Here is a 22,406-nt window from a genome sequence, read left to right as displayed (position 1 = left end):
CACTGAGCCGTTTCCAAGCTGACGGGTGGTTGGACGGATGCCCCCGGGCGGTGGGCATGAAGAAAGCTCCTGGTAGACGGGTTCACGACCAAGATCACCAGTCCACCAGGAGCTTTCGCGTGCTTGTCTACCCGTCCGGTATCGGTCTGCGCAGCCGCACCCTGCAACACCTCTCCGGCCTTCTCGCAGGTCACCGTCGTCGCATCGGCTCCGGGTGGCGTCGCCTGACCTGCGGCCGGCAGGCCCTGCTCGCCCTGGCCCACCTGCGCTGCGGTGGCTCCTACGCCCGCCTCGCAGCGGCATTCCGCGTCGGGATCGCGACGGCCTACCATGGCCACCCTCAAATGCTGGCGGCTCCTGCGGAAGCTCCGCTGCAGCACCACCCGGATCACAGCCGTCGTCCTGCCGGCGTCGCACTCGAACTCGCCAGCTGATCAGGATGGAAAAGGCTCGCTGTTTCAAACGTCTCGGTCTTTAATGGGTGTTACACAAGGTTGCGAACTGGGCATTTTCTTTGTATGGCTGGGGTGTTGAGTGCTGAACGGGTCTGGGTGGAGACATCCACCGGGTTGCGGGTGGCGCAGTTTGCCCGCCGGCTCAAAGGGGTGCGGGAGGGCGGGGGCAACGGCACGATGCAGGGTCGGCCGTGGAGCCTGCCGCTGGCGGAGCGGGTGCTGCTGGTCGCTGTGTACTACCGGACGAATCTGACTATGCGGCAGGTGGCGCCCCTGTTTGGCACGGCCTGGTGCAACACCCTTTAGACCGTGTCCCACATGGTCAGTTGGCTGTTGTGCTGTTCATGGGGAGGGGACGGTGGGGATGGATCGTTCCGGATGGTCTGTGGGAGTTGGCGAGGCGGTTGTTACCGCCTGTGCGGATTCGTCCGCAGGGCGGTGGGGTGGCGAGCATCGATAATGAGGCGGTGTTCGCGGCGATCGTCTACGCGCTGGTGAGCGGCTGCGCCTGGCGGGTTCTGCCGCCGTGTTTCGGAGCGTCGAAGTCGACTGTGCACCGCCGGTTGCTGATCTGGTCGCGTGCCGGGGTCTGGGGTCGGCTGCACCAGAAGGTCCTGCAACTCCTGGACGAACCGGGCCTGGTGTGCTTGTCCCGGGCGGCGACTCTGCTCACGTCCGCGCGAAAAGAAGGGGGCGAACTCGCAGGTCCGAGCCTCGTGGACCGGGGTAAGCCCGGTTCCAAGATGCACGTCCTGTCGGACGCAGACGGACTGCCCTTACGCGTCGGGCTCTCCGCGGCCAACACCAACGACAGCCCCGCGCTGAAGCCGATGCTGACCCATTTCCACATGGGACACGAACCCCATGCAGCCGATTCCAAGCCTCAACGACGCCACGCGGACAAGGCATACGACGTCCCTCACCTGCGGCACGGCTCCAGGGCCGGCGCATCGGCGTCCGCATCGCCCGCAAAGGCATCGACTCAAGCGAACGACTCGGCCGCCGAAGGTGGGTGATCGAGCGAACTATGTCGTGGCTGACCGGCTACCGCCGACTCAACCCCCGCTACGATCGTCAACCCGCCAACTACCTGACCCTTCTCGGACTCGCAGCCGCACTCTGCTGCTACAAGCGCCGCCTCAAAATGACCAGGTAGGCCACAGTCCTAATGAACTCTAGTGCCGCGCAGGTATGTTGAGGGCAGCGGCAAGGCGTACCCATGCGGGGGTGGGCGTGGCAGAGAACTCCAACAGCGCCGCTCCTGGCAGCGGAGACGGCGGCCAGGAGCCCGACGAGCGGCAAGTGGAACCGACTTCACCGGCCGGTCCAGTGCCGAACGCACCTCGTGCTGATCCTCCTGACGATGAAGAGCTGGCCGTGCGCGCAGGTGACGCTGAACCCTCGCTCCGCAGTAAGAGGTATTGGGTTTCGGGCGTGGTGGTGCCAGTGCTCGTTACTGCAGTCACTGCCCTCGTGTTCGGAGTCGGGCAGTTGGTGTGGGGTGCTCTCAACCCTGCGGAATCACGCGGCATCGAGATCAGTCCAACACTGACCGGCCCTACATTGAATCTACCCGAACCGTCTCTGGAGCCTGGCTGGAAGGAACTGCAGGGGCCGTACGGCTGCGTAGTACACAACTACGGAGAGGTTCCCTTGAAGCCGAAATCCGACGGGAAGCTTCAGGGGTTCTCGGGCCGATACAGCCCGGCGGTGCTCACGCTCGTCCTCCAGACCCGCAGCAAGACGCCGATTGTCGTCACCGGAGCGCGGGTCTCGATCTGGTCCCGGAAGTTTCCGCCGCCGGGTCCAGGCGACTGTTTGGCGGCAATTCCGCCCAGAGAATTTGAGGTCGATCTCGATGCTGACAACCCAGTAGTGCGACCGGTCAAGGACCCCATGGAAGGTACATACTCGAACTTTCCGTACAAGGTGTCCGCCACAGACCCGGAGTACCTGGAAGTGCGGCTGACCACGCGCTACGAGGTCAGATTCGCCATGACAATTGACTGGGTCCAGGACGGGAAAGCGGAGTCGACAAAACTCGACAATGGCGGCGAGGGCTACGTCGTGAGACCCGCCGTTCACGGTGCCCGTCGCGCCGGGTGAGCACTTGGGCTGCGGTCGCGCGATCTCCCACGGCCCGTCCGGAACGATCCACCCCCACCGCCCACTCCCCAAGGAATCCGATGTCGTCCACGATCAGGACGCCGTCCGGCGCCCCGAGTCGCTCGGCCACGTATTCCTGCAGATCCATCGCGCAGTGCATCGGGATCCCACCGACCCCAGCAGGTGCCGCAGCCCATACGGACCCTCGTGACCGGCGTACTCGGCCAGCTGCCAGCTGTTCTTGCGGCCCACCAGCCCGAGCAGGCCCCGGACGTAATCGCGCATCCGGCGCCGCACTTCCACCCGGCCGAACCCTCCACCCACCCGCAGGAACAGGTCTCCTCGAGTTCGGCACTCCAGCGTCCGAGGACGAAGTCGCCCATCATGTCCCGAGCCTGCACGGACCGTCCTGCCTCCCACCTCGACTTCACCGGGGCCGCTGCTGAGGCGCCGTCAGCTCGCTAAGCTCGAAATTATTCCTCTGACCAGCGGAAATGGTGAAGTCCCACTGGAGTACTAGCAGCGGCCTGGCGCAGGTGCTCGATCGCTACGCCGAGCCACGGTGCGGGATGGCCGGAGAGGAGCAGCGGGGCACACACGGTGTACGAGAGCACGCTTCGGGCTGTCGCGCCCCGACCCCGGACAGAAGGGCGTGGTCGAACGGCATCCAGGTCGGCGCCCCGGACGGCCTGAGCCGTACTCCAGTGGAGGTCAGGACGACCCGAGCCGGGGTGTGATCGCGCCACTGCGGAATACGGCGGTCTCCGCTTGTTGGCGTCGCCGTGCGTCGAGCCGGTGGTTCGGGACCCAGCGTCGGCCGAAGGCCGGGTAGTCCTCGAAGTATCCGGCCCGGCGCGGGTAGACGATGTCGCTTCCGTAGAAACGGGCGGCCGAGCACGTCACGTCCGCGTAGGCGATCTCCCCGTCTGTGAGGGAAAGGTCCGCCACCTGGACCGGCGCAAGTTCTGGAGGTGCTGCGCGAGCGCGGTCGCTGCTTGTACGGCGTCGGGACGGACGGTGTTTTCCGAGTGGTTCTGTCGGCGTCGCCACATGGCCTTTCCTTCCTGATCAAGCGGACCGACCGTGGCCTCTGCGGCGGGACGCGGCAGAGGCCACGGGCACTCATGAGATGAGATCACCAGAGGGCGCTAGAGGCAGCGGCGGGAGTCTTCGCGGCCTAGTTCTCCTCTTCCTTCAGCCGGGCCAGGAGGATGCCAAGTCGGTCGTTGCTGATCCCTTGGCGCGCGCGGACGGCTTCCTTGACTGCGTCACGACTGATCCGTCCGGCCTTCTCGGAAGCAGCCCGTGCGATCGGCAGCAGGTCCGCCACCCACTCGTCGTCAGCCTCCCGGTCCTGCGGCAACTCGGTGCGGTCCGGGACCGGAGACCTTTCGCTGTCCGCATGGGTATGGACCAGCTCCGGGACGGAGGACTCAGCAACCGCAGGGGGCGGCGTAGCGTCACCGCGGTCCGCGAGGGCGGCGGCCAGTACGTCCGCGCGGTCCGGCTCCGCACCCACGCCGTCCGCACTCGCTGACGGTCCTGTGCTCGGCTCGTCCGCACGAGGCTTCACAGTCTCGGCGGCCCCGTGTTTCCGCAGGTCCACAGGGGCGCTAACAGGGGTGTCCATTGCGGACGGACCAGCCGCGACGCTACGCGTTTGGGTCGCCTCCAGCGGATGAGGCTTAGCCGGGACGGCGATGCTGTCGACATGCGGGGCGTCTCGGTGGACCGGTCCCGGACCGCTGGCCGAGCCGTCCGGGACCGACAATTCGGCGGTCCGCGCCATCAAGATGTAGAGGTGCACGGAGCCGGCCAGCGCCAGCGGTGCGAGCGTCGACAGCACGCCGACCACGCTGTCCGTGAGGTGCAGTGCGGACGGTCCGGCCTGCGGACCGTGGTTCAGCGTGATGGCGTGCAGGGCGTTCGCGCCGAGACTCGCCCCGGTGGCTGCGAGGAAGAGAAACCAGGCGTACAAGCGAGCGCCGAAGTGCTGGTGACGAAGGAGCACGATCGCTCGAACCCCGTACGCAATAAACCCGTCGATGAACACGGGAAACAGATAACTCAACGTCTCCCGCGCATGAAGCGCAACGGCGATCTGCCGCAGTGCGTCATAGGAGAAGGCAAAGCCGGCCGCGCCGAGCAGGATGATCGCGGAGCGGTCCCAGGCCGTCATACCGCGAAGGCTGTAACGGCCTGTGGCTCGGTCGCCGTCGACGCTATGTGCGCGCGGGACATCAGAGGTCTCCTCCGTCGCGCGGGTTGATGGACTGCCAGGCGGGGGTCTGGGAAAGCAGCTGGCCGAGCTGTTCCAGGGGCGTCACCTCGTGCACATGCTGACTGGGGCAGCTCACGCACGACACCCGCAGCAGGATGCGTTCCGTACCGCCTTGGTCGGTGTAGTACAGCTCCAGGTGCTGGCCCGCGACGGTGTCGAGCGAGGCAATGGCTTGCAGGTGTTCCTCGAAGGAAAGGAGCCCCAGGACCTCCCAGTCGAGCGCCGCCCCCGGACCCTGAGCGCGTCGTCCTTCTGATCTCGATCGAACGGGCGATGGGGCAGGCGCTCCGTGCTCGACCGCGGACGCCCCAGGCTGTGGCGTAGCGCCTAAGCAATCAGGGCGTCACGAGTCTCATCTGCACCCATGCCACCCTCCTCCGCATCCGGGGGAGCCTCACTGCGCACCTGTGTGTTCACACTCGGTGTTAGCCGGCGTGGTCTGTGCAGGTCGCTCTTCTCAAGGCGCGGGGGCACGGTCTGCTGGTCCCTGGAGGAACGGGCGCACCAGCGAGGGTGGCTCGCCTATACGACGGTGGGGGTACCGCTCGTCGAAGAGCGGGGCGGGCGTCATCGCACGGCCACCTCCTGATGTGATCTCCGAGCAGACGTACGTCGATCGAATCGACCCCACACCCCATCAAATGGTCACACAGCGTCGAGTTTTCGATTTCGAACACAACCAGCTGCTCGCTTCAGGGGCAGTGAAGTTGAACGGGAAAGCTGCGCCCGCGTACGCAACGAAGCCCGCGAAGCAGCCCAGTCCCAAGCAGTCGGCTTAGCCCCGTCGGAGAAAACCCGCCCCCCTCGCAAGCCCGACCGCTACGCGCCACCAGTCAGTGCCGGAGCTCCGGCGAGAAGACCATGTGCCGCTGTGCTGGTCAGGCTGTCGACCGCACACTCGGGGCGGCTCGTACGACAAAAGGGTGATCATTGCGCCGGTCGTCTCCAGGGGCGGTCACCGGCCGCCGATGAAAGGGGGGCCCGGGCCTGCGACTCACCCCCCGGGCATCAACCCCCGATCGGCAAAGAGGAACTATGACCTTCAACGCGCACCGCGCCGTAGGCATCGCGGCCCCGTTCGTACTGGCGCTGGCCGCCCTGACCACGCCGGCGCATGCCGCCACCGGGCCACACCACGGCGGGCCGAACTGCCAGGCCATTGACTCCTACGCTCCCAACAAGAACGAGGAGCACACCGTCGTCATCACCGACGGCCACGCCTACGCCGGTGCTTGGGAGAAGAAGGCCAAGACCGTCGTGTGGCAGAAACTGTCCGACAACAAGGGCTACCCGGCACGCGCTTGCGACATCACCCTCAGCGAGCAGGGCCAGACCGTCTGGATCAAGGCCATTACCACTGACGGCCACGTGTACGAGACCTCATGTGTCAGCCCCGGCAAGAAGCTTGTCTGCGACAAGCGCTGGACCCGCCTCCACTGACGATCCAGTCCGCACGCCGACGACGCATGCAGCCATGAAATGCACCACGGCTGACTGGTCGGCGTCGGCGTCTGCGTGGGTGCTTCCCAAACAGGCTGCTTCACAACCGGGCAGCTTCAGGAGCCCGGTGCCCGACAGGCTCACAAATGCTTCGCCGCTGACGACCCGCCGCGCGGACGAGAGGGCGGTTCCCGCATACCTGCGCAGAGCCCCCGGCCCGAACGCAAGGACAGGCGGACGGTCGGGGGCCGGATGAGCAGGCGGCGGCAACCGCCCGCGGACTTACCCGGGCGTCGGTCACTCCACGATGGTGACGACGACCTCGCGGTGCGCAAGGAGCGGCACGATCCGTCCCACGGCCAACCGCCGGAAGTGGCCGCTCGCCCGGTGGGCGTCCAGGGCGGCGTGGTCGGCGTAGCGTTCGATCAGGATGATCTCGCCGTCCGGGCCGTCGTACGCCTCGTAGCCGAGGCAGCCCGCCTCGGCGCGGGAGTCGGCGGCCAAGTGTTCCAGGGCGGCGGTGACGGTCGACCGGTTGCCCGGGCCGGGCTGCCAGCGGGCGACCACCACGACCTGGCCGGTGCGTGCATCAGCCAGTGGCCAGTGAAGGCCGTCAGGAAGCATCGCCGAGCACCTTCACCAGGGCCTCGCCGACACCGGTGGCCGAGGCCGGGTTCTGGCCGGTGACCAGGCGGCCGTCGACCACCACGTGCGGCTCCCAGTTGGCGGCGCCGGTGTGCTTGGCGCCCCGCTCCTCCAGGGTGCTCTGGAGTAGGAAGGGTACGACGTCGGTGAGCCCGGCGGCGGCCTCCTCGGAGTTGGTGAAGGCGGCCACGTTCTTGCCGGCGACCAGGTAAGAACCATCAGACAGGGTGATGTTCACCAGTCCGGCCGGTCCGTGGCAGACCGCGGCGACCGCGCCGCCCGCTTCGTAGACGTCCCGGGCGATGCCGGCCAAAGTGCGGTCGTCGGCGAAGTCCCACATGGTGCCGTGGCCGCCGACGTAGACGATCGCCGCGTAGTCGGCCGCGTCGACATCCTGGACGCGCAGGGTGGCGTCCAGCTTGCGGGCCATCTCCGGGTTGTCCAGGAACGCCTGCTGCACCGGGTCGGCGAGGTCGGCTCCGTCCATCGGAGGACGGCCACCGGCCGGCGAGGCGAGGTCGACCCGGAAGCCCGCCTCGGACAGCACCTTCCATGGATGGGCGGCCTCGGGCAGGTAGAAGCCGGTGCTGCGACCGGTGTCACCGAGCTGGTCGTGGCTGGTCAGCACCAGCAGGACGGCACGCGTGGCGGACATGGCGGACTCCTTGCAGAGAGAGGGTGAGGTTCAGCGGGCCGCGGGGGCGGGTCCCGATATGCGTCGACGGTAAGACGAGCGACCCCTGAGCCGCCAATGAAAGAATGCGCCTGCTGCCATCGGAAAACCGATGGCAGTGGCCACCCCGGCGCGCGGGGACCGGAAGGGATAGGACGGACGCGATGGACCTGTCACTGATGCGGACCTTCCTGGCCGCGTACCGCACCGGTTCGCTCACCGCCGCCGCCCGCCAGGTAGGCCTGTCCCAGTCGACCGTGACCGCACAGATCCGTTCCCTGGAGCAGCAGTTGGGGGCACAGCTCTTCCGCCGGGTGCCGCGCGGAGTGGTGCCGACCACCGTCGCTGACGAACTGGCCGCCGAGAGCGCACCGCACGTGGACGCCTTGGTCGCCATCGGCGAGCGCGGGGTGGCGGGCCCGGCCGACACCTTCGCCCAGCCGGTGCACCTGGGCGGCCCGGCCGAGCTGACTGCCGTCCACGTGCTCCCGGCACTGGCTCCGCTGGTCCGCCGGGGCTTGAGGCTGCGGGTCACTTTGGGCCTGGCCGACGAACTGCTCGCCGGGCTGTCGGCAGGCCGCTTCAACCTGGTCGTCTCCAGCATCCGGCCGCGAGGCCGGGCGGTGGTCGCCGTGCCGCTGATGGACGAGGAGTTCGTGCTGGTGGGCTCCCCGGAACTGGCCGCCGGGATCGACAGCGCCCGGTTGGTGGCCGGGGATCTGGCACCGCTGCGCGACCTCCCGCTGCTCTCCTATGCCGAGGACCGGCCGATCGTCCGCCGCTACTGGCGGTCCGTTTTCGGCACCCGCTCCAGCCAGATCCCGGCAGTCGTCGTGCCCGACCTGCGGGCCATCCTGTCGGCGGTGGTGGCCGGCGCCGGAGTCACCGTGCTGCCGTACTACCTGTGCGCCTCCGAACTGGCCGCCGGGGACCTCGTACCCCTCCTCGAACCCGAGGTCCCGCCGCTGAACACCCTGTTCCTCGCGTGCCGGGCGGACGCCCTGGAGACCCCGTCCATCACGGCCGTACGCACCCATCTGCTGGACCGCGCCCGCGACTGGTGACCTGCCCGGCCGTCGGCCGTCCTTCCGGGACCCGACGGTCCAACCACTAGGCGGCCAGGAGGTCGACGGCCTCTGATCTGCTCCGCAGCCGCGAGCGGCTCATGTCGACGTTCGAAGCCGACGACTGGGCCCGTAGCGAGGCCATACCCTCCGAAGAGGAGATCCGCCGCGTCCGCCGCTTGATCAACCGGGTCAAGGCGGACCTGGACGACCTGTCAGAAGAGGAACGCGCCCAGATCGAGGAAGCCGTCGCCGTGGTCCGCCGCAGCCGCGTGGTGATGCTGGGTATACCCCGCGTCGGCCAGCCATTTCCCGATGTCAGGCCCTGGAGGATGCCGTGATCCCCGCCATGCGCGACGGCCGCCAGGCAGACACCGAGCGCCGCCGCGAGCGGGTGGCCCAGCGGTGAAGAACGCCGCGAAGAAGAACGGCACCCCGATCAGCGTCTCGGCCATCGCCCGGCAAGCCGGAGTCGACCGCAGCTTCCTCTACCGTCACCGCGATCTCCTAGAAATCGTCCACGCCGCCGAACTCGAACCGGCAGCCCAGGACCCGGCCGGTAAATCGCCGGTGAGCCGGGGCCTCGCCCCAAGCCGACCTCGCCAACGCCCAGGCCCGCAACGCCCGCCTGACCGCCCGCGTCCAGCAGTTGGAGAAGCGACTGTCGCAGGCGCTGGGAGCTCAGGCATGGCAGGAGTCAGGGCTCGGAGCCCCAGCGGACATCAACGAGCTCCAGCGGAAGATCACGAGGCTGGAGCAGCACAACGTTGAACTGACCTCCGCGTTGGAGGAGGCCCGATCCGATCTCGATGCCGCGAGGGAGGCCAACCGGGACCTGACCAGAGCGCTGAACCAACGTGGCTGAGGCGGTCACCGACCCGGGTCGTCAGCACGCGAGGCGGCCCGGGGCTATCGGGCGATCGGCCGCTGTTCAGAGCAGATGCCGTAGGACGTCACCGAGGATTGCCACACCTTCGCTGATGGCGGTGGGCGCGCTCGCTGCGTAGCCGAGGACCAGCCCGGGGCGTGGTGAGCGTTGGCTATGCCATGACAGTGGCTGCACCTTCACTCCCTGCGCAAGGGCAGCGGCAGCGAGGTCAGTGTCGGCGAATTTGGCGTCGAATGAGATCATCAGATGCAGGCCCGCTGCGGCGCCGTGTACCTCCGCATCCGGAAGGTGGGTTCTGATCGCATCGACCATGGTGTCGCGGCGACGGCGGTGGCGTGTGCGCAGGAGCCGCAACTGACGCTCCATCTCACCTGATTCCATGAGCTGCGCGAGCACCAGCTGCGGCAGTGCGGCGTTGCCCAGGTCGGCGAACCGTTTGGCAGCGACCAGAGCATCCCGGTATTTCGGCGGTGCAAGGACCCAGCCGATGCGCAGTGCGGGGGCGAGGAGCTTGGATACGCTCCCGGCGTAGCAGACGTGGTCGGGGAGTACGGATCGCAGGGCAGGGACCGGAGGCCGGTCGTAGCGGTGTTCGGCGTCGTAGTCGTCCTCAATTATCAGGTTGTCGTTTTCGGAGGCCCAGGACATCAGTTCACGACGCCGTGCCCCGCTGAGCACCACTCCAGTCGGGAACTGGTGTGCGGGAGTCAGTAAGACCGCTCGAGTGGCCACGTCGCGCAGGACGTCGACACACATGCCTTGGGCGTCGACCGGGACCGGCGGGGTGTCCAACCGCTGATTGTTCAGGTGCTGGCGGGCCCCGAGTGATCCCGGGTCCTCCACGGCCACCGCGGAGATCCCGTGATCGCGCAGCACCTGTCCCAGCAAACTGAGTGTTTGGGCGGTGCCAGCGACGATGAGTATGTCGTTTGGATCCACCCTGATCCCGCGGTTGCGGGCAAGCCAGTTGGCAATGGCGTGACGCAACGCCGGTGTCCCGCGCGGGTCTCCGTACCCGAGGTCGGACGCCGAAAGGCTCGTAAGTGCGGAGCGTTCGGCGCGCAGCCAAGCAGACCGCGGAAATGCGGCAAGGTCGGGCGTGCCCGGCGACAGATCAATCCGGGCAGGTGCCGCTCGCATCAAGTCGAAGATTTCCGCGCCGGGTACGTCGTCGAACAACGCACCTGGCGGCGGCGAAGCGACCGGGCTGGTCCGGGGTGCTTCCGGCGGCGCGGCGGGAGCGGCGACGACGATCGTTCCGTTGCGCCTGTGTCCTGCCGCGTGCCCGTCATCTATCAGTCGCTGGTACGCCTCCGTGACCACGCCGCGGGATACCCGCAGCTCGCCGGCCAGAACGCGGGTGGCCGGCAGCTTGCTCCCTATCGGCAGACGGCGATCCGCTATCGCGAGCCGAAGCTGCTGAGCCAGCCAGTCGGATCGCTTGCCCACCGGCGCATCGAGGATATTCAGCTGCAGGAAATCGGACCCGGAGACTATGGACTGGTCAGTTGGACATCGATTGGACCTGTTCATCGGGCCATAATCGCAACAGGGTGGCCGCATGGATACAGCGATGGCACTTCCTGAAGCGAGAGCGACGGCCGGCTATGTGCACGGGTACTCCGAGCGCGAGGCGGATCGGCTCGGCGACCAGGCGGACACTTTGGCAGCATTGGTGCATGCGGGCACGGCCTATCCGACTGGCAGCCGGGTATTGGAGATCGGCTGCGGGGTTGGCGCCCAGACGGTCCACCTGGCCCAAGCCAGCCCCGGGGCGCATATCACCGCTGTCGACCACTCTGCTGATTCCCTTGCACAGGCCCGTGCCCGCGTCGTTGCCCAGGCGCCAGGGGCGGATGTGGAGTGGTATCACGCCGATCTGGCAGATCTCCCTTTCTCCAACGCGGAGTTCGACCATGTCTTCGTCTGTTTCGTCCTGGAGCATCTGCCGGACCCCCGGCGAGCGCTGGACGCACTGCGGCGCGTGCTGCGGCCCGACGGCACCATCACCGTGGTCGAAGGAGATCACGGTTCGGCGCTGTTCCATCCCGCCAGCGAGTATGCCCAAGCAGTGATCGAATGCCAGGTTCAACTGCAGTCAGTCGTCGGCGGAAACGCCCTGATCGGTCGGCAGTTGCAACCGTTGCTGGCTCGAGCAGGATACGACGACATCGTGGTTCGCCCTCGCACGGTCTACGCCGACCGGACCCGGCCCGCACTGGTCGACGGCTTCACCCGCAACACGTTCATCGCCATGGTCGAATCCGTCCGAGACGAGGCACTGACCGCTGGGCTCATGACCGCGGCCCACTGGGATCGCGGGATCACGGATCTGCACCGCACCGCGCAGGCCGACGGCACCTTCCACTACACGTTCTTCAAGGCTGTCGCCGTGAATCCGTCCAACGGCGGCACCGTGGGCCAATGACCATCACCATCGCTCTCAGCCGGGGTGCCAAAGGTGTTGCACACGATACTGTCGTCCACACTTGCGCCGAGCTGCACAAAGTGGCTTCCAGTCGCCTCGCGCCACACGGTTACCCCCAGAGAAGGCGGCCGACGACCACGGGTCGTTCAAGCTGCTTTCGATCGAGGATCTGAGCCGGTGCGGCGCTCCCTCCATCCTCCCCATCCTCGGTTCCCTCGACCGTCCTACACCGCCTCCCGCTGACTGCTCCGAAGGACGTTGATAAACCGTCGCCCTCGAACGGCGCCTGCGCCGGGCCAGGTTCGAGCAGCAGGTCACCTTGGAGGGCTTCGACTTCCACGCGTCCCCGAAGCTGCCTGCCGCCCAGATCCGCGACCTCGCAGCCCTGCGATGGCTCCACTCCGGCGAGTCCGTAATTCTGTTCGGTCCGGTCGGCGTCGGGAAGACACACGTTGCTCAGACCCTCGGCCACCAAGCCGTCCGCCAGGGCGCCAATGTCCGCTTCAGCAAGACCAGCCGAATCCTGGGCGAACTCGCCGGCGGTCACGCGGATCGCACCTGGGACAAGCGCATGCGCGACCTGATCCGCCCCGACGTGTTCATCTTCGACGACTTCGCGATGCGTCAGCTGTCGGCCCCTCGGGCCGATGACCTCTACGAACTTGTCTCCGAGCGGCAGGTCTTTAGCGAGCGGCCGTCCGAAAAGCACCTCCGGCTTCGTCGTCCTACTCCGCCGCTGGGTCGTCGAACGCAGCACTGCCTGGATGATGCACGCCGGCCGCCACGCCCGCGACTACGAACGGCTCGTCCAGCACTAGCCCGGCTTGCCCATGTCGCGGTCACCCGCGCCCGCCACCGGCTCGACCCGGGCGGCCTGTCATGGATCAACGACCACGCTGATGGAACGCCTCCGGCATAGCTCCTTCCCGGGGCTGCGGTGATACCGGTGCCGTGTTTCAGCTCTTTCCAGTGAGAGGTTCCACTGGGAGTCCTCGTCGGTGAAGGGCATGGGGTCGAAGGCGCCGACGGTTTCCTTGAGGCGTGCCGAGAGTTCTTCGGGGTCCACGTCGTTGTCGAGGTTGATCTCGAGAGTCCGGAACTCGACGAGTGCGTACACCAAGGATTCGACGTTGCGGTAGAGCGGGATGTAGCCGGAGCGGGCGCCCGGCTCGGGGCCCGAACAGTCCCGGCCGAACGGGAGCGGGCTTCATGAGTACGCATCACTCCCCTTGCGTCGGGCAGCAGGTGTCCGGATCTCGGCCAGGCCCGCCAGTGCGTCAGCCAGTTGGGTGCGCGAGGCGATCCCGAGTTTGCTGTAGACGCGCTGCAGATGGTTGTCGACCGTACGGATCGAGAGCACGAGCCGACCCGCGATCTCCTGGCTGGTGAGCCCCTCCGCCGCCAGTTCGGCGATCTCGGACTCCCGGCGGGTGAGCGGGCGGGCCGCCCCGACGCCCAGCGCCGGGGTCAGCGCTCCACCGCAGCGGGCCAGGGAGCGTCCGGCCAGGACGGCCGCGGCGGCTGCGCCCCGCTGGTCCCCCTCCCGTTCGGCCGCCCGGGACGCCTCGCAGGCGGTCTCGGCCGCCAGCAGCTCCGCGCCCACCAGCAGACACTGGTCTGCCGCGGTGCGCAGCGCGTCGGCCGATCCGGTCGCGTGCGCCCGCGCGCTGATCGCCCGGGCCCGCGCCAGATCGCTGTCGCTTGTCCGCGCCAACTCCCCCAGCCGGTCCTGTGCCTGAGCCGCGCCGCCCAGCCGGGCGGCATCGCTGAGCAGCCAGCCCTCGTAGGAGTGCATGCCCACCTCGCCGGCTCGATGTGCGGCGGCGGTCAGCAGGGCGCGGGCCTCCGGAAGGTGTCCGTCGGCCGCCTCGATCCAGGCGGCGGCGAGTTGGATCGACAGGTTCGACGCCTGTTGCAGATCCGGTGCGCTCCGGGCGCCCTCCAGCGCCGACCGTGCGTCCGCGACGGCGCCCAACTGGGCCTGGACCGCGGCGAGTCCGGCGCAGCTCAGCACCAGCGGACGGGGGCAGTCGTTCGCCCGGGCCAGCGAGATGGCCTCGGCGTACCAGTCCCGTGCCTGTTCCAGCCGCCCGGCCATCAGCTCGCAGCGCCCCATATGGGCCGCGATCCATGCTTGCAAATAGACGGCCTGGGCACCCACCGCGCGGGTGAAGGCGTCCTCGCCGATCGTCCGTGCCTCGTCCGGACGCCCGGCTTCGGTGAGTGCGACTACCCGGTAGATGGCGGGACCGCTGCAGTGCGAGGAGGGATCGTAGCGCCCTTCCTCAGCCGCCGCGCCGGTCAGCTCCTCGTGGACCCGCCGGCTCAGCTCCGCGGCCTCCCGGGTGCGGCCCAGGTACGACAGAGCGAGGGACATCTGCAACTGGCCCCACATCCGCAGCCGCGGGACATGCACCTTCTCCGCATCCGCCAGCAGATGCAGAACGGTGCGGATGTCCCCGCAGTACATGAGGTAGCCCGCCTCGTTGATGCGTAGGACCCGTCGGCCGCTCGCGCCGAGCCCCGCTTCCGAGGCAGCGTTCACCTCCAGGGTCCGCCGGGTGTCCCCGAAGCCCCAGAACAGGTTCTGGGTCCGCTCCATGACCGCGGTCAGCAGCTCGGCCTCCCCGCCGGCCGACTGCTGCGCCCTGGACAGGCACTGCTCGGCACGCTCCCAGTTGCCGGTGTGGTGGTAGGCCTCGCCGCGCATCAGCCACACGGCGAACGGTGCCTGGGAATCCGGGTGCCTGGACAGCAGTTCCAGTACGGTCGGGAAGTCGCGTACGTGCCGTGCCATGGCCGCCGCGGACATCAACAGCTCCGTGTCCACGGGCAGTTCGGCGGCAAGTTGCCAGGAGGCGAGGCGCAGCGCGTCCTCCCGGCGTCGCACGCCGTGTGAGCGCAGTCTCCGCACTTGCGCGGTGTAGACCTCCCGGCGTCGGCGGGGTGAGATGTGGCGTCGCACGACCTCGCCGTACAGAGGGTGGCCCAGGGTGCAGTACGTGCGTCTGCCGTTGGCGTGGACCTGGATCAGACCCTGCTTCTCCAGCCATTCCACATCGCCGGCCCCGGAGCCCGCCGGGCGCAGTGCGGAGAGGGGGATCGGCTCGCAGAGCGCAACCAGTTCGAACAGTTCCTCGCGCGGACCGGACAGGCCCTGGAGGCGCTGCCGGATGATGGCCGAGAGCCGGCGGGTGCCGGTGGGGCGGCCGTTCAGGCGCCACAGGCCGTCGCCCAGTTCGAGTGTGCCGTCGTCGACCGCCCCGCTGACGAGCTCGTAGAGAAACAGGGCGTTGCCCTGGGAGGAGTCGACCAGGGCATCCAGGGCGGCGTGTTCGATGGGGTGGCCGAGGCAGCGGCGCAGGACATTGCGGACCTGGGCGCGGCTGAAGGGCCGTACCGCGATGCGGCGGGTCGATTCGCTGCGGTCGATCGACTCGACGGCGTCGGAGGGGGGCGCGCCGTCGCGGACGGTGGCGATGAGGAACACCGCGCGGGCCCACAGCAGATGGCCGAGCAGCACCGCCGAGGCATTGTCCAGCAGGTGCAGGTCGTCGATGAAGAGGACCGCCCGCCGGTCCGGTGCACCCGGCCGGTGTTTCGGCTCCGGGCGCAGACCGAACGCCCGCGCCGCCGCGTGGAAGGCGTCGACGGGGTCGTGCGAGACGGCGTCGGCGGGCAGCAGATGTGCCAGTGCCCCGAGCGGCAGTGCGGCGACGGAGGGCGTGGCCACCGCCTTCTCGACCCGGTGACCTCTGCGCGCCGCCAGCCGCAGGCACTCGTCGGCGAGGCGGCTCTTGCCCACCCCCGCCTGGCCGTGGACGATGACGGCCGTGGTGGCCAGGTCGTCGAGGGCGGCGGTGAACGCGTCGAGCTCTTCCTCTCTGGCCGTGAAGGGCCAGCGCTCGCGGCCAGAGGATGACGGCTCCGGCGGGTTGCCGGAACCGGCCCCCGGCCGGCCGCTGGGTGGGGAGGTGAACCGGTTGGACTTCACGCGCTACTCCATGTCGTCCGGGTACGAGACCCGGGATCACGGCGGCCCGACTGCTACCAAACCTTGAAGAGCATGGCCGTTCCGTCCGTCGTGCACATGAGCACTCTTTACTCATCCGGTCCGCCCACCCGCTGCTCATCGCCGGACGATCGCTGCCCCTGCCGACCGGCGCCGGCTGCGGTTCACGCCCTCCCGGGCAGCACCGGCTGGCCCCGCAGCGCCTCCCTGAGCAGCGGTCGGCCCCGTATGCCGATCTTGGAGTAGACGCGCTGGAGGTGGTTGCCGACGGTGCGGACCGACAGCGCCAGCTGTTCGGCGATCTGCGCGTTGCCCAGACCGCTGGCCGCCAGCAGAGCGATCTCCATCTCCCGGCCGGTCAGACTGTCGCGGACCGCGTGCGGGGTCAGGCCCGGGGTGCTGGCCCCGCAGTGCGCGGCAAGCCGCTCCGCCTCGGCCCGGCACCGCGCGGCCTTCCGGTGCGCTCCGGACGCGGTGTGCGTACCCGCCACCGCGGTCCAGGTCTCGGCTGCGACCAGCAGGGCGCCCATGGACTCCGCGTCCTCTGCGCACCGCTCCAGTTCGTCCCCCGCGTCCTCGGCCAGCGCCCGGGCCGTGCGGGCACGGAGGGCGATGAACGGGTTGGGGCAGCGGTCGGCGAGCTCGGTCAGCTCCGTCAGGGCTCCGTGGGCGTCCCCCAGCCGGGCGATGTCGAAGAGCAGGTGGGAAGCCAGCGTCAGCAGTCCTGTCCCGGTGGCCGAGCGCGCCCCGGTGCGCAGCACGGCCCGCGCCTCGCCCAACCGTCCCAGAGCAGCGGTCCGCCAGGCCTCGACGAGCAGGCATTCGGGGCGCTGCCACCCGTCGGGCAGCATGCGCCGGGCCTCGGCCCAGGCGTCGTCGGAGTCGTCGAGGTGGCCGGTCACGGCATCCACCAGCGCCCGCCCGGCCAGACCGGCCCAGAGCCCGGACAGGAATCCCTGATCCCGGGAGCACGACACCACGGAGGCGAACCAGTACCTGGCCCGGGTCATGCTGCCCTGCAGATAGCAGATCCAGGCCAGGTCGGTCGCCGATCGGATCTGCGCCATCACCGCACGGGTGTCGACTGCGTGGTCGTATGCCTGGTGGGCCAGGCTCTCGGCCTCCTTCAGCCGGCCCGCCTCGGCCAGTGCCCGGGCGCCGGCGCTCTGCAGCAGCGCGGGATGGGCCACGCTGTCGGCGCGCGCACACTCGGGCCGCTCGCGGTGCCGGTCCGCGGCGGCCAGCGCCTCGTCGGGGCGGCCCGCTTCGGACAGGCAGTAGACGCTCGGCACCGCGGCGATCAGAGCCGATCGATCACCGCCCTCGGCCGCGACGCTCTCCAACAGGGCACCGGCCCGGTCGATGTCGCCGATGAGCGTCCACAGCGAGGCCTCGTTGGCACGGAGCACGGCCTGGATCGCGGGGTCGCGGGCGTTGCGGAGCTCGGCGGCATTGACCTCGAACGCCTCGCCGGTCCGCAGCAGGCCCTGGGCCAGGTTCTGGGTGCGCAGCACCACCCCGAGCAGCCGCTCGTCGGGGGTGGTCGCCAGCTCCAGGGCGCGGGCCAGTGCCTGTTCGGCATCCTCGGGGCAGCCGCACGCATGCCGGAACTCTCCCAGCAGCAGATGGGACAGGGCATCCGGGCGGGCCCTGACCAAGGCGCCGGCGAGGCGCAGTGCAGCCGGGAAGTCGTGTACCGCGCGGGCGAGTTCGACAGCCACGGTCAGACGCTCGGGTGGCACCCCGGCCGCCGCGTCGAGCCGCCACAGCGTCGAGCGCAACAGCTCCGCGTCGGCCGGGACGCCTCCCGTCTCGGTGCGTTCGGCCCGCGCCAGCATCATCCGGCGCGACCGGTGCACGGGGACGGTCGTCCGCAGGACCTCGCCGTCCAGCGGGTCCGCCAGCTCCGCAACGGCTTCCCGCCCGCTGCCGTGGGTGCGGACCAGCCCTGCCGCGCGCAGCGATTCCACGACGTCCCGCGGGAAGTGGATCACTGCGTCGGGTCCGCACAGGGCGAGGTCCTCCAGTACGGCGCGTCCCGGCTCGTCGATGGTCGAGAGCCGGTACCGGACGAGTTCCACCAGGCGGGGCGGTGGTGCGAGGGTGGCGGCCAGCCGCCACAGACCTGTCTCGCACACCAGCTCGCCACCGGTCAGAGCCCCCGTGACGAGCTCCTTGAGGTAAAGCGGCCGTCCCCCGCTGGCACCGTGCAGATGCCGCGCCGTACGCCGCTCGACCGGGCCGCGCAGAACGTCTTCGAGCAGGGACTGCACGACCTTGCCGGACAACGGCCGGAGGTTCACAGGGTGCAGGTCCTCGGCGATCCGGCCGCCGGCGGTCCCCCGGCTGCCTTCGGCGGTCGTGGTTGCGATCAGCAGCAGTTCCCCGGATGCCAGAAGCGGTCGGAGCAGTTCGGCGGAGGCGTCGTCCAACAGGTGGACGTCGTCGATGAGGAGTACGGGCCGGTGCTGTTCCGGGCCCTCGGCAGGCCGAGGGCGCCTGACGTGCAGCGCGACCCGGTCCCGCGGGCGGGGGGACAGCAGCGGCGCCAGCGCTCCCAACGGTACGGAGCGCGAGGCCCGGGTCGCCGCCGCGCGGACGACGGGGTGCCCGCGCCGTCCGGCCCATTCCCAGGCCTCGTGCGCGAGGCGGGTCTTGCCTGCGCCCGGCGGTCCGGAGATGACGATTCCGCGGCTGTGCGGAGTGCTGAGGAGCCCGGTGACTTCGCCGAGTTCGTCGGCCCTGCCGACGAGGGGCCACGGCGGTGCGAGGGGGAGTGTGGTCATGTGCTCCTCCAGGGAGCGACGGGTCGTGCGACAGTTCGCCGCGCGGCGTCGTCGCCCGGGGGCGTGGGGGACGTGGCAGCAGGAAAGGCACGTGGGGTGGCAAGGGCGGGCAGAACGGGGAGGGGCCCGCGGGGATGGCGCGGTGGTCCTCGGCCCACGGGCGCGAGGGAGGACGTGGTGCAACCGCGGCGGGATCGGCCCGGGGCAGGCGTCCGGGCCAGTAGCCGGTGAAAGCAGCTAGACCCAGCCGATCGCGAACCGAAAGGCGATCGACTCCAGAATCGGGGCACGCCGGGGGCGAGTTGAGGCGAGGGGTCCCCGCGTGCCCGATGCCGGGAATCGTCCCGAGCACAAGGACATGATCAGCTCCTCTGCGCCATGGTGGCTCAGTGGTCCAGCCACTGGGTGGTCTGTTCAAGTCACGCACACATCCACGCGGAGCGTCAAGATTCCTGCTTGCTCCTGTAGTGGACTCCGCACGCTGTCCCGGAGTCACTTGTGCGGTGACTGGGCCACTGCAAAAATCACAGCTCAACCCGCCTCGGACAACCGGAAAGAGGACAGTGGTGACAGTGGATCCGATCCCTCGGGATTCTGCGGTCGACCAGCTCGAACGCCGCCTGCAGGAGGACATTCTCGAAGGCCGGTACGCCGTCGGCAGTCTGCTTCCGCCGGAGCGTGAACTCGCCGCCAGGTACGGGGTGAACCGGACCACGCTCAAACACGCCTTCGTCCGTCTCGTTCATGCCGGTCTGGTCGAGACCCGTCACGGTGTCGGCACCCGGGTGCGGGACTTCCTACGCCTCGGCAGCGCGGACCTGCTGCCCGCCATTGTCATGAAGAATCCGACATGGATGGCCGAGGTGTTCGAGGCGCGGCAGAGCGTCGGAGCGCTGATCGCGGCCCGTGCCGCGGCGGAGTCATCCGACCGGGATCGCGGTGAACTGCGCCGGCAGGTAAAGATCGTCGAGGCCGCGGAGTCCGTGGACGAGGTCCAGCTCGCCGACGCCGACTTCCACCGCGTCCTGGCCGTGGCCTCTCACAACCGGGTGTACGTGCTGCTGACGAACACACTGCTCAATGCCTATCTACCGGTCCGAAGCCTGCTGGCAGAACCGTTCCGGGACGCGGCAGCGGCCGCGGGCCGGCTGCGCCCTCTCGCGGAGGCCGTGTGCGCGGGCGAAGCGGAGGCGGCACGCGACGCGTCCGAGGCGTACATGGCGGACACCGCACGCATCATGGCGGCGGCCCTGCCCTCCCCGTCCTGAACCGTTCGGTGTCCGGGCGTGCTTGGCGGACACCGCACGCATCATGACGGCGACCCTGCCCTCCTTGTCCGGACCGTCCGGCGCGCCGAGCCCGGATCCGGGCGAGCGGTATCCGCTCGTCCCCGCTCGCTATCCCAAGCGGAACGCAGGTGCCCCGGTGGTCCCTCACCTCACTGCCGCGGCGGACCGCAGCCCCCACCGCTGAACAGAACCAACGCGGAAAACGCAGGCGCCCGGCCCCTGACGCGGGACCGGGCGCCACCACCGTGGACCGCTGACGGGGGGGTACGGTCGGGTCCACGGAGCTGAAGGCCCACCGCATCAGCAGCTGCGGTCCGGAACGGATCGGAACGCACGGCGTGGGCAATCGGGACGAGCAGCTGTGGGGGATCAGTACGTGCGGCGCGGGAGCCGGACGGTCCCGGGCGGGTGGGACCGGGGCAGCCTGCCCCGGGACGGAGAGTTCTGGGAGGCGGGTGTACGTCGGAACGGGGGCGGGTCAGAAGGGGGAGGCGAAGCCTCGGAAGGTCTTCCCGGCACGCTCGGGGCCCGCACCGTACCAGGTGTAGTTACGCTCCGACACGCTGTCGCTGTGATCGCCCGTGTTTCCCTCGACGGTGATGACCGTGGTGCCGTCGACCTCCACCACCACTCCGACATGGCCGTGGCTGCTGTCGCCCGTATCCGTCCAGACCAGGACGTCGCCGGTCTCCGGCAACTCGCCCGGTGCATAGGCGTGGAAGCGGCTGCCGAGGTCCGTGCGCCAGGACTGCGATCCGGGGTAGTTCGCCGGCGTGCCCCGGTGGTCCCACATGGCTGCGGCGAAATAGCCGCACCAGGCGAGGCCGTTGTAGTTGTTGTAGGCGTTGAGGTTGGCGTTGCTGCCGTCCCGGCCCAGGTAGTTGGTTCCGGGGGCCGGTTCGCTGAGCAAGGTCTCGCCACCCGCGGTGAGACGGAAGCCGGCGGGCGTCGTGAGTGCGGATCGCGACCGGTCGGCGATCGCGGTGCGTTCGTCCTGCTGGGCATCCGCAGTGACCGCGGTCATCGTGGTGTGCGCCGGATTCTGCGCCGCCGCGCAGGGGGCGGCGGAAGCGCAGAGCAGGACCGCGCATCCCCAAGTCGTCAGTGTGCTGCGGGAGAGCCTGCGGGACACGGTTCGCCCTTTCAGGGGTGGGGGAGAGGCTGCCGTCCGGTGACGGGCATTGCAGGACGGGGCGCGGTGCCGGTGGCACGCGTGCCACCCGCTTTCGTTATGGCTTGCCGAATGTATCTGTCCCAGTGGCACCGCACATGAGCCGTCGTTACTCAGAACGATCAAGGGGCCTGGCCGGTCTTTCGTCGGCGGCGAGTTGTGCCCCCTGCGGTTGATGGACCGTCATTTCCCTTGTCAGTCAGAGGTGTTGATCGGCAAAAGGGCACGGAGGAGTGGGCAGAGAGGAGACTTCGGAGTGATCAGGAGTTGAGTAGCGGTTGCTCTCGTGCCTGCTTTACCGCCTATGTGAGGTTCTTTCTCATCAGATCAAATCAAACTGCGGTGAGAGGCAAATACCACCGTAGATTTCCCAAGGGGGGAACATGAGGACGAGTACTGCTTTCGTCGGTTTGGCGGCCACTGCTGCTCTGGCGGTCCTGGGTCATCCGGGCATCGCATCGGCTGCCGACAAGCCTGGGGGCGCCGAGGTGGAAACCGCGATCCGGCATGCCGTCAACGGCAAGGCGACGCCCGCCGATCTCGCCATCATCAAGAACGACCCGCAACTGGCCCGTACGGTGCCGGTGTCGGTCGAGGTCGGCAAGTCGGTTTACAAGAAGGCCGAAGCGCCTTCCGGCAAGGCCGGGGCCGGTTCCCGGTCGTCGGCCGCAGCCGGTCCGGCGGGGCTCTCCGCGTTCCAGGAGGTGTGCCGGAGCGTGGACCGTCCGATCACGCTGAAGAGTTACCTGGGCGACACGCTCTACACATGGCACCACTCCTTCTCCTGGTGCACCGCGAACCAGGTCAACACGGTGGAGGCCACTCGCGTCATCACCGCGTCCCCGTATAACCGGAGCGACTACTTCACCGAGAAGTCGTCCGTTGCCTATCCGCAGGCGCTGGTGACCGATGTGACCTTCGCTCCGGTGGGTGGGCCCATCGGGTTCAACACCACGGGTGCGGGTTCGCCCTACTACTCGCACATGGCCCGGTCGGTGAACCTCTGCATCGCGCAGTACAGCTGCTACGCCAGCAATCTGCCGCAGAGCAAGCTGACGATCGGTCGCGACACCGCGACAGTCGCCATCGAGAGCACCCTGTGAACAGCGGGCGCCGATGAAGCCGATGAACCGGGAGCCCCGGTGAGGAGGTGATGCCCGGCCGCAC

Annotated in this window: 18 protein-coding genes and 6 pseudogenes; 13 read left to right on the top strand and 11 right to left on the bottom strand. The window is 68.9% G+C overall.

The annotated features are described in order from the left end of the window. Positions 1-119: 119 nt before the first annotated feature. The 5 genes and pseudogenes from ACZ5U5_RS02585 to ACZ5U5_RS02565 form a co-directional block, all read left to right on the top strand. Positions 120-329: pseudogene (locus tag ACZ5U5_RS02585) on the top strand (IS5/IS1182 family transposase); the annotation flags it as partial. Between the two features lie 189 nt (positions 330-518). Next, positions 519-743 (top strand): annotated as a pseudogene (locus ACZ5U5_RS02580) (transposase family protein); the annotation flags it as partial. Positions 744-799: 56 nt separating this feature from the next. After that, complete coding sequence (locus ACZ5U5_RS02575) at positions 800-1,471, top strand: IS5 family transposase (protein ID WP_469016875.1); 672 nt, start codon at positions 800-802, stop codon at positions 1,469-1,471. Positions 1,472-1,482: 11 nt separating this feature from the next. After that, positions 1,483-1,611 (top strand): hypothetical protein, encoded by a 129-nt coding sequence (locus ACZ5U5_RS02570; RefSeq protein WP_469016873.1) that lies wholly within the window; start codon positions 1,483-1,485, stop codon positions 1,609-1,611. Between the two features lie 77 nt (positions 1,612-1,688). Then, entirely contained in the window at positions 1,689-2,561 is an 873-nt protein-coding gene (locus ACZ5U5_RS02565) for a hypothetical protein (RefSeq protein WP_469017002.1), read from the top strand. Between the two features lie 70 nt (positions 2,562-2,631). Here ACZ5U5_RS02565 and ACZ5U5_RS02560 read toward each other — a convergent pair. The 4 genes and pseudogenes from ACZ5U5_RS02560 to ACZ5U5_RS02545 form a co-directional block, all read right to left on the bottom strand. Then, positions 2,632-2,947 (bottom strand): annotated as a pseudogene (locus ACZ5U5_RS02560) (transposase); the annotation flags it as partial. Positions 2,948-3,272: 325 nt separating this feature from the next. Further along, complete coding sequence (locus tag ACZ5U5_RS02555) at positions 3,273-3,509, bottom strand: hypothetical protein (protein WP_469015295.1); 237 nt, start codon at positions 3,507-3,509, stop codon at positions 3,273-3,275. 229 nt (positions 3,510-3,738) lie between these two features. Further along, positions 3,739-4,740, bottom strand: coding sequence for a DUF2637 domain-containing protein (locus tag ACZ5U5_RS02550; RefSeq protein WP_469015292.1), 1,002 nt, complete (start codon positions 4,738-4,740; stop codon positions 3,739-3,741). 61 nt (positions 4,741-4,801) lie between these two features. After that, positions 4,802-5,056: pseudogene (locus tag ACZ5U5_RS02545) on the bottom strand (DUF6195 family protein); the annotation flags it as partial. Between the two features lie 821 nt (positions 5,057-5,877). On the opposite strand from ACZ5U5_RS02545, the gene ACZ5U5_RS02540 reads away from it, so the two are divergent. Beyond that, positions 5,878-6,282: a hypothetical protein gene (locus ACZ5U5_RS02540; protein ID WP_469015291.1), complete on the top strand. Its 405-nt coding sequence runs from the start codon at positions 5,878-5,880 to the stop codon at positions 6,280-6,282. Between the two features lie 297 nt (positions 6,283-6,579). Here the strand turns inward: ACZ5U5_RS02540 and ACZ5U5_RS02535 are convergent, their stop codons facing one another. Continuing rightward, entirely contained in the window at positions 6,580-6,906 is a 327-nt protein-coding gene (locus ACZ5U5_RS02535; protein WP_469015288.1) for a putative quinol monooxygenase, read from the bottom strand. Then, a complete protein-coding gene (locus ACZ5U5_RS02530) occupies positions 6,896-7,582 on the bottom strand; it encodes a type 1 glutamine amidotransferase domain-containing protein (protein WP_469015285.1) in 687 nt (228 codons plus the stop codon). Before ACZ5U5_RS02530 ends, ACZ5U5_RS02535 begins: the two co-directional genes overlap by 11 nt. A 182-nt stretch (positions 7,583-7,764) precedes the next feature. On the opposite strand from ACZ5U5_RS02530, the gene ACZ5U5_RS02525 reads away from it, so the two are divergent. Both ACZ5U5_RS02525 and ACZ5U5_RS02520 read left to right on the top strand, forming a co-directional pair. Then, on the top strand, positions 7,765-8,664 hold the full coding sequence (locus ACZ5U5_RS02525) for a LysR family transcriptional regulator (protein ID WP_469015283.1): 900 nt from the start codon (positions 7,765-7,767) through the stop codon (positions 8,662-8,664). 101 nt (positions 8,665-8,765) lie between these two features. After that, the gene (locus ACZ5U5_RS02520; protein ID WP_469015282.1) at positions 8,766-9,005 is read left to right on the top strand and encodes a hypothetical protein; all 240 of its coding nucleotides are present in this window, start codon (positions 8,766-8,768) and stop codon (positions 9,003-9,005) included. A 590-nt stretch (positions 9,006-9,595) separates the two neighbouring features. Here ACZ5U5_RS02520 and pdxR read toward each other — a convergent pair. Continuing rightward, positions 9,596-11,086, bottom strand: coding sequence for a MocR-like pyridoxine biosynthesis transcription factor PdxR (gene pdxR, locus ACZ5U5_RS02515; RefSeq protein WP_469015280.1), 1,491 nt, complete (start codon positions 11,084-11,086; stop codon positions 9,596-9,598). Positions 11,087-11,114: 28 nt separating this feature from the next. Here pdxR and ACZ5U5_RS02510 point away from each other — a divergent pair, with 28 nt between their 5' ends. The 3 genes and pseudogenes from ACZ5U5_RS02510 to ACZ5U5_RS02500 all read left to right on the top strand — a co-directional run. After that, on the top strand, positions 11,115-11,981 hold the full coding sequence (locus ACZ5U5_RS02510; protein WP_469015277.1) for a methyltransferase domain-containing protein: 867 nt from the start codon (positions 11,115-11,117) through the stop codon (positions 11,979-11,981). A gap of 265 nt (positions 11,982-12,246) precedes the next feature. Next, a pseudogene (locus tag ACZ5U5_RS02505) lies at positions 12,247-12,660 on the top strand (ATP-binding protein); the annotation flags it as partial. A gap of 16 nt (positions 12,661-12,676) precedes the next feature. Beyond that, positions 12,677-12,796: pseudogene (locus ACZ5U5_RS02500) on the top strand (IS5-like element IS4811 family transposase); the annotation flags it as partial. A gap of 62 nt (positions 12,797-12,858) precedes the next feature. Here the strand turns inward: ACZ5U5_RS02500 and ACZ5U5_RS02495 are convergent. From ACZ5U5_RS02495 to ACZ5U5_RS02485, 3 genes are all read right to left on the bottom strand, one after another. Then, positions 12,859-13,101, bottom strand: a complete 243-nt coding sequence (locus ACZ5U5_RS02495; protein ID WP_469015276.1) for a hypothetical protein — start codon at positions 13,099-13,101, stop codon at positions 12,859-12,861. 87 nt (positions 13,102-13,188) lie between these two features. Further along, positions 13,189-15,975: a LuxR C-terminal-related transcriptional regulator gene (locus ACZ5U5_RS02490; RefSeq protein ID WP_469015274.1), complete on the bottom strand. Its 2,787-nt coding sequence runs from the start codon at positions 15,973-15,975 to the stop codon at positions 13,189-13,191. A gap of 182 nt (positions 15,976-16,157) precedes the next feature. Next, a complete protein-coding gene (locus ACZ5U5_RS02485) occupies positions 16,158-18,779 on the bottom strand; it encodes a helix-turn-helix transcriptional regulator (RefSeq protein WP_469015272.1) in 2,622 nt (873 codons plus the stop codon). A 572-nt stretch (positions 18,780-19,351) separates the two neighbouring features. Between ACZ5U5_RS02485 and ACZ5U5_RS02480 the strand changes: the two genes are divergently transcribed. Next, complete coding sequence (locus ACZ5U5_RS02480) at positions 19,352-20,047, top strand: FadR/GntR family transcriptional regulator (protein WP_469015269.1); 696 nt, start codon at positions 19,352-19,354, stop codon at positions 20,045-20,047. Positions 20,048-20,546: 499 nt separating this feature from the next. Here the strand turns inward: ACZ5U5_RS02480 and ACZ5U5_RS02475 are convergent, their stop codons facing one another. Continuing rightward, positions 20,547-21,200, bottom strand: coding sequence for a CHAP domain-containing protein (locus ACZ5U5_RS02475; protein WP_469015266.1), 654 nt, complete (start codon positions 21,198-21,200; stop codon positions 20,547-20,549). A gap of 422 nt (positions 21,201-21,622) precedes the next feature. Here ACZ5U5_RS02475 and ACZ5U5_RS02470 point away from each other — a divergent pair, with 422 nt between their 5' ends. Further along, on the top strand, positions 21,623-22,342 hold the full coding sequence (locus ACZ5U5_RS02470; RefSeq protein ID WP_469015263.1) for a hypothetical protein: 720 nt from the start codon (positions 21,623-21,625) through the stop codon (positions 22,340-22,342). Positions 22,343-22,406: the final 64 nt, after the last annotated feature.

The organism is Streptomyces sp. NPDC033177 (assembly GCF_055577715.1).
Note: the sequence above shows the minus strand (reverse complement) of the source record. Positions and strands in the feature narration are given on the sequence as shown.